Consider the following 12,919-nt stretch of genomic DNA (forward strand, 5'->3'; position numbering starts at 1 on the left):
CGAAGAGCGTGATCGGCGGGAAAGGCGACACGACAGACCGACGCGGCCTCGCGGGGGTCCGTTGAAGACCGCCCCCGTTCTCGCTGTTCAGCTCGAGTAGACCTTGGGGTCCAGCGCGCCGATGTACGGCAGGTCCCGGTAGCGCTCGGCGTAGTCCAGGCCGTAGCCCACCACGAACTCGTTCGGGATCTCGAAGCCGACGTACTTCACCGGCACCTCGACCTTGACCGCGTCCGGCTTGCGCAGCAGCGTGCAGACCTCCAGCGACCGCGGCTTGCGCGACGCCAGGTTCTTCAGCAGCCACGACAGCGTCAGGCCGGAGTCGATGATGTCCTCGACGATGATCACGTCGCGGTCCGCGATGTCCCGGTCGAGGTCCTTGAGGATGCGCACCACCCCGGAGGACGAGGTCGACGAGCCGTAGGAGCTCACCGCCATGAACTCGAGCTGCACCGGCACCGGCAACGCCCGGGCCAGGTCGGTCATGAACATCACCGCGCCCTTGAGCACGGTGATCAGCACCAGGTCGTTCCCGCCGTCGGCCGGGTAGTCAGCCGCGACCTTGTTGGCCAGCTCGGTGACCTTGTCGCTGATCTCCTGCTCGCTGATGAGCACGGAACTGATGTCGCCGTCGTACACGGACGGTTCCCCTTTTGTCATGACTGCACTGGTTCCACTCGCAGCCTGCCATGAGCGCGCCGCGCCACAAAGCCGCCGGGCAGCCACACGCCGCCCTGCCCGCGCCACTCGCTCACCAGCGCGTCCACGCGGCGCAGGTGGGAGTCGGACAACTCGGGCACGTTCTCCTCCAGCAGCCACCGCCGCAGCACGCGCCGCCGCAGCGCCGTCGGCAGCCGCTCGACCTCGGCCACCGAGCAGCGGTCGCCCGCGAACGCCCCGGCCAGCTCGTCCAGCGCGTCGTTGTCCTCGCGCAGGTGGGCGGCCGTGCGGGCGAGGGCGTCGGCCACACCGCCCTGGAGCACCTCCTCCAGCAGCGGCAGGACCTCGCGGCGCAGGCGGACGCGCGTGTAGCGGGGGTCTTCGTTGTGCGGGTCGTCCCACGGGGTGAGGCCGAGCTCGTCGCACGCGGCCCTGGTCGTCGCCCGGGAGACGCGCAGCAGCGGGCGGCCCCACGGCGGGTCGTGCGGGCGCATGCCCGCGATGCTGCGCGGCCCGGAGCCGCGGCCGAGGCCCAGCAGGACGGTCTCCGCCTGGTCGTCACGGGTGTGGCCGAGCAGCACCAGGCCGTGCTCCGGTCTCAGCGCGGCGTACCTGGCCTTGCGGGCGGCGGCCTCAGGTCCACCCGATCCGGTGACCTCCACCCGGCGCACCTCGGCGGTCAGGCCCAGGGCGCGGCACGTGCGCGCGGCCCGTTCGGCGACGTCCGCCGAGCCGGGTTGCAGGCCGTGGTCCACGACGACGGCGGACGCCTCGGTCAGCCCCGCCGTGACTGCGGCGAGGGCGAGCGAGTCCGCGCCGCCGCTGACGGCCACCGCGACCCGTTCGGGCCGGTGTTCGGCGAGGAAGCGCTTGACGGCGGTGCGCACCTCGGCGAGCGGTCCGTTCACGGTTGGACGCGACGCAGCCAGCCCGCCGGGTCGGCGATCTCGGCGCGGGTCGGGAGCGTGTCGGGGCTGGTCCAGACGGCGTTGAAGCGGTCCATGCCGACCGCGTCGACGACGTGCCCGGTGAACGCCGCGCCCTCGGCGTACTGACGGACCTTCGCCTCGACGCCGAGGAGGGTGCGCAGCACGCGGTCGAGCACGCCGCCGCCCTGGCGACGGGCGGTGAAGCGCTCGCGGATGGTGCGGACCGACGGCACGACCTCCGGGCCGACGGCGTCCATCACGTGGTCCGCGTGGCCCTCCAGCAGGGTCGACAGGGCGATGAGCCGGTCCAGCACCTCGCGCTGGCCGGGGCTCTGCAGCAGCTCCACCAGCCCGCCCGCCTCGCGCAGCCGCTTCGGCAGGTCGCGCAGGCGCGGCGCGAAGCCCTCGTCCATGCTGTTGAGCAGGGTGGCGACCAGGCCCGCGAAGTGGTCGGCGAGCCACGGCACGGCGGTGAACTGCAGGCGGTGGGTGCCCTCGTGCAGGCAGACCCACATGCTGAAGTCCTCGCCGGGCACGTCGAGGGCCCGCTGGGCGCCCACGATGTTCGGCGCGACCAGCAGCAGCCTGCCGCCGTCGGAGAACGGGTCGTACTGGCCGAGCACCCGGCCGCTGAGGAACGCGACCACGACGCCCGCCTGGACGCCCGCCGTGCCCGCGAGGACGCCGCTGAGCGCGCCGGACTGCTTGGGCAGGGCGCCGTCGGTGAGGGCGGCGAGGCCCTGCACGGCGGCGCGCACCCAGCCGGGCCGGTCGACCACCTCGCCCTGCGCGAGCGGCAGGCCGTGGCCGAGGCCGGTGAGCTCCCGCACGTGCACCTCGGCGTCCACGGCGAGTTCCCGCAGGCGGTGCACGGCGACGTCGGCCTCGGCTCTGGGCACGATCGGGCCGGGGCGGACGAGCCTGGTCGCCGTGGTGACGGCCAGGGCCCAATCGACCGGGGCACTGCGGTCCTGCGTCGCCGGGTTCACGCCCCTGACGCTACCTGCGCCGACCGCCGGAACGTAGAACTCGGGGGTCCCGAACGTTCGACTCCCGGGCGCTGAGCGTTCGACTCTCGCGCGAGTCGAACGCTCGGGTCCCGAGAGTCGAACGCTCGGGTACCCCGAGTTCAACGCTCGGGACGGTCAGCAACCGCAGCCGCGCAGCGCCGCGGCCATCTCGTCCAGCGCGCCGCGCACCCGGTCGTTGTTCTCCGGGCTCGACGACATGAACGCGAACACCAGCAGCCGGCCGTCCACGTCCACCACGACGCCCGCGAGCGTGTTCACGGCGGTCAGCGTGCCCGTCTTGGCCCGCACCCAGCCGCGCCCGCCCGCGCCCCACTGCGCGTACCGGGTCGCCAGCGTGCCGCTGCCGCCCGCCACCGGCAGGGCCGTCAGCAACGGCCGCAGCTTGGCCGTCCGCGCGTCGGAGGCGTCCGGCTTCGCCGCCGCCACCAGCACGTCCGCCAGCAGCTTCGCGGGGACCTTGTCGTTCGGCGACAACCCGCTGCCGTCCACGACCGTGGACGTCGACAGGTCGAACCCGTGCTCGGTCAGCACGTCCCGCACCGCCTGCGCCGCGCCGGTGAACGACGGCTCCAGCCCGCGCGCCTTGGCCACCTCCCGCGCCATCGTCTCGGCCAGCACGTTGTCCGAGATCTGCATCAGGTTCTCGACGAGCTGGTCCACCGGCACGGACTTCACCTCGCCGAGCACCTCCGCGCCCGGCGACGCCACGCCCGCCGCCACCGCGGGCACGCCCAGCCGCTGCGCCAACGCCCGCGCGGCCGCCTCCGCGGGCGTGGCCGTGCGCGGGGTGTCGGACTTCGTCGGGTCGCCGCGCCCGCCGTCCAGCATCACCGGCTCGATCGGCGCGACGTACCCGCCGGGCACGTCGTCGGGGTGCCAGCCGGGCGCGGTGCCGGGACCGGCGTACCGCGACACGTCGTACTGCACCTGCGTGACCTGCCCGCCCTTGGCCCGCACCTGCTCGACCAGGTCGTCCAGCGTGGGCGCGCCCGGGTACACGGTGGTCTGGCCCGCGGGCAGGGACGACAGCGTCGGGTCGCCGCCGCCCACCAGCACGACCGACCCCGGCTGCGCGCCGCGCACGACCTTGGTCGAGAACTGGGAGGTGTGGTCGAGCGCCAGCAGCGCCGCCGCCGCGGTCAGCACCTTGATCGTGGACGCGGGCGTCTGCGGCGTGGTCTCGCCCTGGTTCCACAGCGGCGAGCCGGTGACCGGGTCCACCACCAGACCCGCCAGCGGCGCCAGCAGCGCGTTCGCCGCCGGACCGGCCAGCACCGACCGCACGCCCGCGGCCGTGGGCGCCACGCCGTCCGCGCCGACGCCCTTCATCGACAGCGTCACGGGCGCGGGCGGCAGGGGCGCGGCGGTCGTCGGCGCGGGCGTGGCGTCGAACCAGCCGCGCTGCGTCCCGACCACCGCCGTGCCGGCCAGCGCGAGCACCAGCAGCACCACCGCGGCCACCACGAACGGACGCTTGCGCCGCCGGACCGGCGGCGGCGGCTCTTCACGGTCCGTGATCGGTTCAGGGACCGGTTCAGGTTCCGACTTGATCTCGGTCGACGGGGCCGGAGGGGGCGTCGAGGCGGGCTTCGGCGGCACCCGGACCGGCTTGGCCGGCACCGGCGCCTGGATCCGCATCGTGGGCGGGTCAGGCCGCCTGACCTGCACCGTTGGCGGCTCGCGGTCGACCTCGTCGCCATCAACGGTCGGCCACGATGGCTCGTCGGGCACGCAGTCCTCCGCGGTCGAGTACGGGCAACGTCACACCCTCGGCAAGGGGTTGACGAGACGTCGTAGTCCACACTAGTGGCGTAACGAACGGCGAAGACGAGCGAGGACCGCGCAGTGGAGTTCGACGTCACCATCGAGATCCCCAAGGGGGTCCGCAACAAGTACGAGATGGACCACAAGACGGGGCGCATCCGGCTGGACCGGACCCTGTTCACGGCCACTCAGTACCCGGCGGACTACGGGTTCGTCGACGACACCCTGGGCGAGGACGGCGACCCGCTCGACGCCCTCGTGCTCGTCCAGGAGCCGACGTTCCCGGGCTGCCTGATCAAGGCGCGCGCGATCGGCATGTTCCGCATGACCGACGAGAAGGGCGGCGACGACAAGCTGCTCTGCGTCCCGGCGGAGGACCCGCGCTCGGAGCACCTGCGCGACATCCACCACCTCAACGAGTTCTACCGGCTGGAGATCCAGCACTTCTTCGAGGTCTACAAGGACCTGGAGCCCGGCAAGAGCGTCGAGGGCGCGACGTGGGTCGGCCGCACCGAGGCCGAGGCCGAGATCGTGCGCTCGTACCAGCGCCTGAAGGACGCGGTCGCGCGCGGCGAAGAACACCACTGAGCGACGCGTGAAGAGGCCCGCCCCCGGAGTCCGGGAGCGGGCCTCTTCCGCGTTCGGCGGGTCAGTGCATCGCGATCGGCGCGGGCTGCTCGCCCGCGTCCTTCTCGTCCTGCACCCGCTCCAGACCGGACCGGTTGGACAGCGGCACCTCGCGCAGGAACCAGATCAGCGCGAAGCCGATCAGCGTCACCAGCGAGCCGACCATGAACACCAGGCCGATGGAGTCGGAGAAGCCGTCCAGGAACGGCCGCGCCAGCACCGGGTCGAGCTTGGCCAGGAACTCGGTGTTGTCCAGGTCGAAGCCCGTGCCGCTCTGGAGGCCGACGGCGAACTCGCGGTTCTCCGGCCGGGCCAGCGCGGCCTGGAAGTCGGGCGTGCCGGCCGCCGTGCGCAGCGCGCCGCCGATCTTGTCGGCGACCGTGCTGAACAGGATCGACAGGAACACCGCGGTGCCGACCGTGCCGCCGATCTGGCGGAAGAACGTGGCCGACGAGGTCGCCACGCCCATGTCCCGCGGCTCGGCGTCGTTCTGGATGGCCACCAGCAGGGTCTGCATGCACAGGCCGAGACCGGCGCCCAGGAAGAACATCAGCACCAGCGGCTGGAAGATCGGCGTGTCCGTGCCGACCATGCTGAACAGGAACAGCGCGATCGTCATCACGCCGAACCCGACGACCGGGAACACCTTGTAGCGGCCGGTCTTGGCGGTGATGTTGCCGCTCGTGCCCGCCGCCATCATGATGCCGAACGTCAGCGGCAGCATCATCAGGCCGGACTCGGTGGCCGAGTAGCCCTTGACGATCTGCAGGTACAGCGGCAGCGAGACCATGCCGCCGAACATTCCGACGCCGAGGATGAAGTTGATCAGGTTGCCCAGCGAGAACGTCTGGCGCTGGAACAGCCGCAGCGGCAGCAGCGCCTCGTCGCCCATCCGGCGCTCGATGAACACGAAGCCGACCAGGCCCAGCACGCCGACGACGTACATGGCGATCGCGGTGCCCGAAGCCCAGCCCCACTCGCGGCCCTGCTCGGCCACGATCAGCAGCGGCACCAGGCCGATGGTGAGCAGACCCGCGCCGACGAAGTCGATCCGGTGGTTCACCCGCTTGTGCGGGATGTTGAGCACCTTGGCCACCACGACCAGCGCGATCAGGGCGATCGGCACGTTGATCAGGAACACCCAGCGCCAGCCGGCCGTGCCCAGGAACGACTCCATGCCCGCGAACAGGCCGCCGACGACCGGGCCCGCGACGCTGGAGATGCCGAACACCGCCATGAAGTAGCCCGTGTAGCGGCTGCGCTCACGCGGCGACGTGATGTCCGCCAGGATCGCCATGGCCAGCGACATCAGGCCACCGGCGCCCAGGCCCTGCACCGCGCGGAACGCGGCCAGCTCGTACATCGAGTTCGCGATGCCGGACAGCAGCGAGCCCGCGAGGAACAGCGAGATCGCGGTCAGGTACATCGGCTTGCGGCCGTAGATGTCGGACAGCTTGCCGTACAGCGGCGTGGAGATCGTCGCGGTGATCAGGTAGGCGGTGGTCGCCCACGCCTGGAGGGTCTGGCCGTGCAGCTCGTCCGCGATGGTCTTCATGGCGGTCGCCACGATCATCTGGTCGAGCGCGGCCAGGAACAGCCCGAGCAGCAGGCCCGACAGGATCGTCAGGATCTGCCGGTGGGTGAGCAGGGCGGCGCCGGGTGGCGGCGCGTCCGCTCGGGTTGTCGTTTCCGACATCACTTCTCCCCTTCTGAGCGCGGCCCCAGTCCGCTCTCAGCGATGAAATCCGGTAGCGCCTTCTCGTAGTCCCCCACGAAGCGCTCGAAGTACTCGATGAACTCGGTCCACTCCTGCGGGGACCAGTCCGTGAACAGCCGGGCCAGTGCGAGGTTGCGCTGCGCGCGGCGTTCGACGAGCAGGCGCTTGCCCGCCTCGGTCACCGCGAGCACGCTCGCCCGGCCGTCCTCCGGGTCGGCCCGGCGCTCCACCAGGCCGTCCTTGACCAGCGTCGCCACCTGGCGGCTGACCGTGGACGGATCGGAGAACACCGCCTCGGCCAGGGCGCTCGACCGCGACGGACCGAGCTGGTCGAGGTTGGCCAGCAGCACGAAAGAAGCCTTGTCCAGGCCCGACTTGCTCATGTGCGAGGCGACGCAGGCGTGCATCTTGTTCATCCGCACCAAGGCCATGCCGAGCCGGTCGGCCAGGACGAGCTCGTCGGCCCGCACTTCGTCACCCACCGGGGTCGCCATCGCACGCTCCGTTTGCTTGCATCAACCAACTAGTTGCTAGGTACAAGCATGCGCTCGTCCGGGTGATACCGCAAACGGATTACCCGTGACCCCGGTCTCATGGTTACCGGTCGGTAGCATCCGGCTCATGAGCACCGACCACTCGTTCGTCGCCGACGCGTTGAAGCAGGCCGTGCCGTGGGTGAGGACCATGGGCGTGGAGTTCCCGGAGGTCTCGGGCGACCGCGTCGTCGCCGAGCTGCCCGACCGCGAGGACCTGCGCAACCACGTCGGCGGGCCGCACGCGGCGATGATGTTCGGCGTCGCCGAGTCCGCCTCGGGCGCCGTGGTGATGGCCGCCTTCGCGCCGCACCTGGACCAGGCCACGCCGCTGGTCGCGCGGTCCGGGATCGCCTACAAGAAGCTGGCCCTGGGCCCGCTGCGCGCCGAAGCCGTCCTGGGCCGGCCCGCCGCCGAGGTCGTGGCCGAGCTGGAGTCGGGCGTCCGGCCGGAGTTCCCCGTCACCGTGACGATCACCGACGCGCAGGGCGTGACGACCGGCGAGATGACCGTCGTGTGGACCCTGCGCCCGAACCGCTGACCGAGCGTGACCGCCTGAGCATGCCACGTGACGTGGGTAACAGGCGGTGGTGGCGCGGGCGATGAGGCGGGCATGGCAGGTAGACCCGCAGGCCCGGCGGATTCGGGACCATTAGCTTCCTGGCGCGGGCTCCCGCGCAAGCGCCGCATCCTCATCACCGTCGGTGTCGTGGTGCTGTTCTTGTTCATCGTCGGCATCACGAACCCGAAGCCGGAGGACGGCAGCCCGCGCGCCCTCAACGCGACGGGGACCACGACAACCACCACGTCGACGTCCCCGTCGACCACCACGACCACGACAACCACCACCACGCCCCCACCCGTCACGGTCGCCGAAGTGGTCGACGGGCGCACGATCACCGTGTCGGGCGGCGGCCGGGTGCAGCTGGCCGGTCTCGCCCAGCCCGGCGAGTGCTGGTCCGCCGCCGCCGTGGACTTCCTGAAGACCGCGTCAGCCGGCAAGGACCTGCGGGTGGTCGGCGCGACCGTGCTGCTGCCCGACGGCGTCGACCTGGCCGTGCACGCGGTGGGCAAGGGCATGGCCCGCGTCGAGGCGACCGCGACCGCCGCCCTGGTCTCCGCCCAGGAGGCGGCGAAGGCGGCCGGCCTCGGCCTGTGGGGCGCGCCGTGCGCCGGCGCGGACATCGTGGCGCCGCCACCGCCTCCGCCACCCGCGCCGAAGCCCACCTACGACCCGCCCCCGCCGGCACCGCAACCGGTGCAGCCGGCCCCGGTCGACACCTACTACGCCAACTGCGACGCCGTCCGGGCCGCCGGCAAGGCGCCGTTGTACGCAGGACAGCCCGGCTACCGCGCCGCCCTGGACCGGAACAAGGACGGCGTGGCCTGCGAGTAGGTTCCAGCGGCGTGAAGGTGGACCGGCTGGAGATCGAGTGCGACCCGCGGACCGTGCTGGACGCGGCACGGGCGGCCGAGGCCGACGGGTGTGACGGCTTCTGGGTGGCCGAGACCCGGCACGACCCGTTCCTGGCGCTGGGCCGCGTGGCCGGGCACGTGGAGCGGGTCGAGCTGGGCACGGCGATCGCGGTGGCGTTCGCGCGCAACCCGATGAGCACGGCGGTGCAGGCCAACGACCTGCAGCTGCTGTCGGGCGGCCGGTTCAACCTGGGCCTGGGCTCCCAGGTGGAGCCGCACGTCACCAAGCGGTTCGGGATGCCGTGGTCCCGGCCCGCCGCGCGGATGCGCGAGTTCGTGCTGGCCCTGCGCGCCATCTGGCACGCGTGGGAGACCGGCGAGCGGCTGAGGTTCCGCGGCGAGTTCTACACCCACACGCTGATGACGCCGTTCTTCGACCCCGGCCCGAACCCGCACGGCCCGCCGAAGGTGTGGCTGGCGGGCGTCGGCGAGCTGATGACCGAGGTCGCGGGCGAGGTGGCGGACGGCTTCCTGTGCCACAACTTCACCACCGAGCGGTACCTGCGCGAGGTGACGCTGCCCGCGCTGGCGCGCGGCCGGGCCAAGGCCGGGAAGCCGACGGCCGGGCTGGAGGTCTGCGGGCCGTCGCTGGTGGCGTGCGACGAGCGGGGCGTGGCCGACGTGAAGCGGCAGATCGCGTTCTACGGCTCGACGCCCACCTACCGCAAGGTGCTGGACCTGCACGGCTGGGGCGAGCTGCACGAGGAGCTGCACCGGCTGTCGCGGCGGCGCGCGTGGGACGACATGGCCGCCGCGATCACCGACGAGGTGCTGGCCGCGTTCGCCGTCGTCGGCACGCCGGCGGAGGTGCGGGCCGAGGTGGACCGCCGCTACGGCGACGTGATCACGCGGATCGCCGCGCCGGTCCTCAGGACCGGATGAGGTAGTGCCCGCTCGGCTCGTCGCGCGGCATCCAGTGCCGGAACAGCTCGGCCCGAGCCACGGCCCGCCGCACCCAGCGCCGCCGCCCGACGCGCGCCGCGAGCACGGCCAGCGGCAGCGCCAACACGGTCAGCACGACCATCGTGACCATCGCCATCACCTCCACGGGGGCAACGACACCGTCGCCCACACCTGACGCCAATGGTGAAAAGGTCACCCTGATGGAGCAGTTTCGCCGACTCGCCCCGTAGTCGACAAGGGCCGTGCAGGGGCCGGACAAAGAAGAAGGACCAAGCCGGTACCCCGACTTGGTCCTGTCCTCTATCCCGCGAGCCGCCTATCGGAATCGAACCGATGACCTGCTCATTACGAGTGAGCCGCTCTGGCCGACTGAGCTAAGGCGGCGAGACGCGACAACTATAGCCGACCTCCCCGGCGTCACCGAACCGGGGGTGCTTCGTTAGAGCAACAGTGACGCCGCTCACGCGCGCGCCCCACGATGACGCCGCTGTCAGGGAGGTCCGACCGATGCGCCTGATGGCTGTGCCCGCCGCCGCCGTGCTGGTCGCGCTGTGCGCCGCACCCGCCCTCGCCCAGCCGACGACGACGCCGGTGCCCGGACCGCGCGACCCGAACCAGCCGCCGGTGTCCTCGGGGCCGCCCCTGAACGCGCACGCGATCGGTGACGCGGGCACGGGACTGGCCGTGGTCCGGCTCGCCCCCGAGTCGACGCCCACCGGCACGATCCTGCCCGGCTTCGGCGAGCAGCTGCCCCGGCAGTCGGCGGCCGAGATCGGCGTCGGGCTCGCCTCCGCCCAGGCCAACACCGAGGCGTACCTGTCCTACGAACGGGCGGTCGCGCAGGCGTCGCCGCTCGGGTTCGCGGTGGGGGGCCGCGCGCCGCAGACGCCGGGCACGCTGGTGCAGACCGCCTCGCCGGACAACGCCGAGCCCGTCACCGGCGGCCTCACGCCGCCCGCCACCCCGCTGGACGCCCTGCTCAAGGTCGGTCTGCTCAACGGCAGCGCGCACGCCCGCTGGGACGACGAGCTCGGGCCGTGCGTCTCACCGCTCGCCGACGCCAAGACCTCCGTCGCGTCCCTGAGCGTCCTCAACGCCATCCCGACCCTGCCGAGCACGCCGGACCTCACCGGCCTGCTCACCCAGGACACGCCGAAGCTCGACGCCGCCGCCAAGCAGGCCCTGATCGACGACGTCAAGCAGCTCGCCGCGCCGCTGAGCCAACTCGGCGGCCTGCTCTCCGGCACGCCCGACACCGGCGCGAACGGCTCGCTGCTGAGCTTGCCCGACACGCTCGCCGCCCACTCCACCGTCGAGCTGGTCGACCTGCCCGGCAGCCCGAACAAGGCCGTGCGGTCGACGTCCACGCTCCAGGCCGCGAGCATCCGGCTCCTCGCCGGCACGCCCGCCGAGATCCGCGTCGACGTGGTGAGCCCGCCGACCCTGGTCGCGCTGTCCACCGGCGACCGGGCCACGTCCGGGATCACCTACACCGCCCCCGTGCTGCGGGTCGGTCAGGGCGGCCGGGAACTGGGCACGCTCGACGCGGCCAACCCGAAGCTGGACGTCCCGATCGGCGTCACGGCCGGTCGGGAGCTGCCGCTCGTCGGAGCTTTGGCGGAGGGCCTGCCCAAGCTGGACATCGGCGTGCTCCGGCTCCAGGTCGCGCAGCTCAACCAGAAGGACGTGGTGCTCGACGGCCCGCTCCAGCAGGGCGGACCGACCATCAACGGGTACATGCTCGGTGCCACCGCGCGCCTGCTCGACCTCCAGCTGCTGCCGACCGACGCGCTCGGCCTGCCGAACCTGCCGTCGGCGCTGGCGCAGGTGTCCCTGGGCGAGCAGGTCGTGCGCGCGGCGGCCCCGAACGGCGGCGTGGTGTGCGCCCCGGCGCAGGCGCCGCCGGGTGGCGGCGGCCAGGCGGCCCCGCCGGCGCAGGGCCGGCCGCTGGCCTACACGAACGCCGCCTACAAGACGGTCCCGATCTTCTGGACCGGCACGGCCCTGCTGCTGCTCGGCGTGGTGGTGGTCGCCGCCCTGCCGGCCCGCCGCCGCCCGCTGAAGCCCTGATCAGCCCCGCTGGAGCGTGGTGAGCATGGCCTCGATGGCGATCCGGGGCTTCACGTTCAGCTCCAGCGCGGTCCGGCAGCCCAGCACGGCCTCCAGCCGGCGCAGCGTCGACTCCGGCGTCCACGCCGAGGCCGCCGCGCGCGCGTCCTCGGCCCGGTCCGGGTGGTTGAGCACGGCGGGCGCGCCCGTCGCGGTCACCAGCACGTCCCGGTAGAACGCGGCCAGGTCGACCAGCGCCTGGTCCAGCGAGTCGCGCTGGGTGCGGGTGGCCCGCGACTTCTGCCGCTTCTCCAGGTCCTTCAGCGCGCCCTTGGCCCCGCGGGTCGCGGCGGCCGTGCCCTTGCCGGTGCCGCCCGCGCCCATCGCGGTCTCCAACGCCTCGCGCTCGGCCTGGTCGCGGCCCTCGTTCGCGGTCTGCGCGTCGCCCTCGGCGGCCGACACGAGCTGGTCGGCGCAGGTGAAGATGTCCGCGGGCCGGCGCAGCGCCATCGGGATGCGCAGCACGGCCTCGCGCCGGGCCCGCGACTGCTCGTCGGTGGCCAGCCGCCGCGCCCGCCCCACGTGCCCGCCGCACACCGAGGCCGCCCAGGACGCCACCTCCGGGGCCACGCCCTCGTCCTCCAGCGCCGACGCGATCGACGCGGTCCGGGGCGTGGCCAGCGACACGATCCGGCACCGCGACCGGATGGTCACCGACACGTCGTCCGGGTGGTCCGACGGCGCGCACAGCAGGAACACGGTCCGCGCCGGGGGTTCCTCCACCGCTTTGAGCAGCGCGTTCGCCGCGCCCTCGGTGAGCCGATCGGCGTCGGCGATGATCACCACCTGCCAGCGCCCGGACGTCGGCCGCCGGGCCGACACCTGCACCAGCGACCGCATCTCGGCCACCGAGATCGACAGGCCCTCGGGCGCGACCACCCGCACGTCGGCGTGCGTGCCCGCCAGGGTCGTGTGGCACCCGGCGCACGAGCCGCAGCCCGGCCGGTCGTCCACGGCGGTGCACTGCAACGCGGCGGCGAACGCGCGTGCCGCCACCGAGCGACCCGAGCCGGGCGGCCCGGTGAACAGCCACGCGTGGGTCATCGCACCCGGCGCGGGCGACCCCCCCGCCACGATCGACGCGGCGGCCTCCGCCGCCGCCGACAGCACCGCGACCGCCTCGGGCTGGCCGACGACGTCGCCCCACACACCACGGTTCACCGGGCGACC

General features: G+C 73.0%; 13 protein-coding genes and 1 tRNA gene. 5 read left to right on the top strand and 9 right to left on the bottom strand.

The annotated features are described in order from the left end of the window. Nucleotides 1-87 precede the first annotated feature (87 nt). From hpt to dacB, 4 genes are all read right to left on the bottom strand, one after another. Entirely contained in the window at nucleotides 88-639 is a 552-nt protein-coding gene (gene hpt, locus ACIQMJ_RS03500; protein ID WP_106616505.1) for a hypoxanthine phosphoribosyltransferase, read from the bottom strand. 17 nt (nucleotides 640-656) lie between these two features. Further along, the gene (tilS, locus tag ACIQMJ_RS03505) at nucleotides 657-1,568 is read right to left on the bottom strand and encodes a tRNA lysidine(34) synthetase TilS (protein ID WP_499759412.1); all 912 of its coding nucleotides are present in this window, start codon (nucleotides 1,566-1,568) and stop codon (nucleotides 657-659) included. Continuing rightward, entirely contained in the window at nucleotides 1,565-2,578 is a 1,014-nt protein-coding gene (locus ACIQMJ_RS03510) for a zinc-dependent metalloprotease (RefSeq protein WP_499759413.1), read from the bottom strand. Before ACIQMJ_RS03510 ends, tilS begins: the two co-directional genes overlap by 4 nt. Nucleotides 2,579-2,734: 156 nt before the next feature. Then, nucleotides 2,735-4,084 (bottom strand): D-alanyl-D-alanine carboxypeptidase/D-alanyl-D-alanine endopeptidase, encoded by a 1,350-nt coding sequence (gene dacB, locus ACIQMJ_RS03515; protein ID WP_499759414.1) that lies wholly within the window; start codon nucleotides 4,082-4,084, stop codon nucleotides 2,735-2,737. 381 nt (nucleotides 4,085-4,465) lie between these two features. Here dacB and ACIQMJ_RS03520 point away from each other — a divergent pair, with 381 nt between their 5' ends. After that, nucleotides 4,466-4,972, top strand: a complete 507-nt coding sequence (locus ACIQMJ_RS03520) for an inorganic diphosphatase (protein WP_233824465.1) — start codon at nucleotides 4,466-4,468, stop codon at nucleotides 4,970-4,972. 61 nt (nucleotides 4,973-5,033) lie between these two features. Here the strand turns inward: ACIQMJ_RS03520 and ACIQMJ_RS03525 are convergent, their stop codons facing one another. Next, nucleotides 5,034-6,707: an MDR family MFS transporter gene (locus ACIQMJ_RS03525; protein WP_499759415.1), complete on the bottom strand. Its 1,674-nt coding sequence runs from the start codon at nucleotides 6,705-6,707 to the stop codon at nucleotides 5,034-5,036. Continuing rightward, nucleotides 6,707-7,222 (bottom strand): MarR family winged helix-turn-helix transcriptional regulator, encoded by a 516-nt coding sequence (locus tag ACIQMJ_RS03530; protein ID WP_499759416.1) that lies wholly within the window; start codon nucleotides 7,220-7,222, stop codon nucleotides 6,707-6,709. Before ACIQMJ_RS03530 ends, ACIQMJ_RS03525 begins: the two co-directional genes overlap by 1 nt. 127 nt (nucleotides 7,223-7,349) lie before the next feature. Here ACIQMJ_RS03530 and ACIQMJ_RS03535 point away from each other — a divergent pair, with 127 nt between their 5' ends. The 3 genes from ACIQMJ_RS03535 to ACIQMJ_RS03545 all read left to right on the top strand — a co-directional run bounded on the left by ACIQMJ_RS03535 (nucleotide 7,350) and on the right by ACIQMJ_RS03545 (nucleotide 9,619). Further along, nucleotides 7,350-7,802 carry a DUF4442 domain-containing protein gene (locus ACIQMJ_RS03535; protein ID WP_499759417.1) on the top strand — a complete coding sequence of 151 codons (453 nt, stop codon included), beginning with the start codon at nucleotides 7,350-7,352 and terminating at the stop codon, nucleotides 7,800-7,802. Nucleotides 7,803-7,874: 72 nt separating this feature from the next. Beyond that, complete coding sequence (locus ACIQMJ_RS03540) at nucleotides 7,875-8,657, top strand: thermonuclease family protein (protein ID WP_499759418.1); 783 nt, start codon at nucleotides 7,875-7,877, stop codon at nucleotides 8,655-8,657. Nucleotides 8,658-8,668: 11 nt separating this feature from the next. Further along, entirely contained in the window at nucleotides 8,669-9,619 is a 951-nt protein-coding gene (locus ACIQMJ_RS03545; RefSeq protein ID WP_499759419.1) for a TIGR03617 family F420-dependent LLM class oxidoreductase, read from the top strand. Here the strand turns inward: ACIQMJ_RS03545 and ACIQMJ_RS03550 are convergent. Together ACIQMJ_RS03550 and ACIQMJ_RS03555 are read right to left on the bottom strand one after the other, a co-directional pair. Next, nucleotides 9,606-9,770, bottom strand: a complete 165-nt coding sequence (locus ACIQMJ_RS03550) for a hypothetical protein (protein WP_499759420.1) — start codon at nucleotides 9,768-9,770, stop codon at nucleotides 9,606-9,608. The two genes, ACIQMJ_RS03545 and ACIQMJ_RS03550, sit on opposite strands and share 14 nt — an antisense overlap. A 180-nt stretch (nucleotides 9,771-9,950) precedes the next feature. Then, nucleotides 9,951-10,024: transfer RNA gene (locus ACIQMJ_RS03555), tRNA-Thr, on the bottom strand. 123 nt (nucleotides 10,025-10,147) lie between these two features. On the opposite strand from ACIQMJ_RS03555, the gene ACIQMJ_RS03560 reads away from it, so the two are divergent. Continuing rightward, the gene (locus ACIQMJ_RS03560) at nucleotides 10,148-11,710 is read left to right on the top strand and encodes a hypothetical protein (protein WP_499759421.1); all 1,563 of its coding nucleotides are present in this window, start codon (nucleotides 10,148-10,150) and stop codon (nucleotides 11,708-11,710) included. Here the strand turns inward: ACIQMJ_RS03560 and ACIQMJ_RS03565 are convergent, their stop codons facing one another. Beyond that, nucleotides 11,711-12,910, bottom strand: coding sequence for a DNA polymerase III subunit delta' (locus ACIQMJ_RS03565; protein ID WP_499759422.1), 1,200 nt, complete (start codon nucleotides 12,908-12,910; stop codon nucleotides 11,711-11,713). It abuts the gene before it with no gap. Nucleotides 12,911-12,919: the final 9 nt, after the last annotated feature.

Origin of the sequence: Actinosynnema sp. NPDC091369 (genome assembly GCF_044757065.1) — a bacterium.
Classification (GTDB): Bacteria; Actinomycetota; Actinomycetes; order Mycobacteriales; family Pseudonocardiaceae; genus Actinosynnema.

What these genes read in the sequence shown, in the direction of transcription:
- ACIQMJ_RS03525 (WP_499759415.1), bottom strand. Translation starts at nt 6,707, where the DNA reads ATGTCGGAAACGACAACCCGAGCGGACGCGCCGCCACCCGGCGCCGCC.
- ACIQMJ_RS03530 (WP_499759416.1), bottom strand. Translation starts at nt 7,222, where the DNA reads ATGGCGACCCCGGTGGGTGACGAAGTGCGGGCCGACGAGCTCGTCCTG.
- ACIQMJ_RS03535 (WP_499759417.1), top strand. Translation starts at nt 7,350, where the DNA reads ATGAGCACCGACCACTCGTTCGTCGCCGACGCGTTGAAGCAGGCCGTG.
- ACIQMJ_RS03540 (WP_499759418.1), top strand. Translation starts at nt 7,875, where the DNA reads ATGGCAGGTAGACCCGCAGGCCCGGCGGATTCGGGACCATTAGCTTCC.
- ACIQMJ_RS03550 (WP_499759420.1), bottom strand. Translation starts at nt 9,770, where the DNA reads ATGGTCACGATGGTCGTGCTGACCGTGTTGGCGCTGCCGCTGGCCGTG.
- ACIQMJ_RS03560 (WP_499759421.1), top strand. Translation starts at nt 10,148, where the DNA reads ATGCGCCTGATGGCTGTGCCCGCCGCCGCCGTGCTGGTCGCGCTGTGC.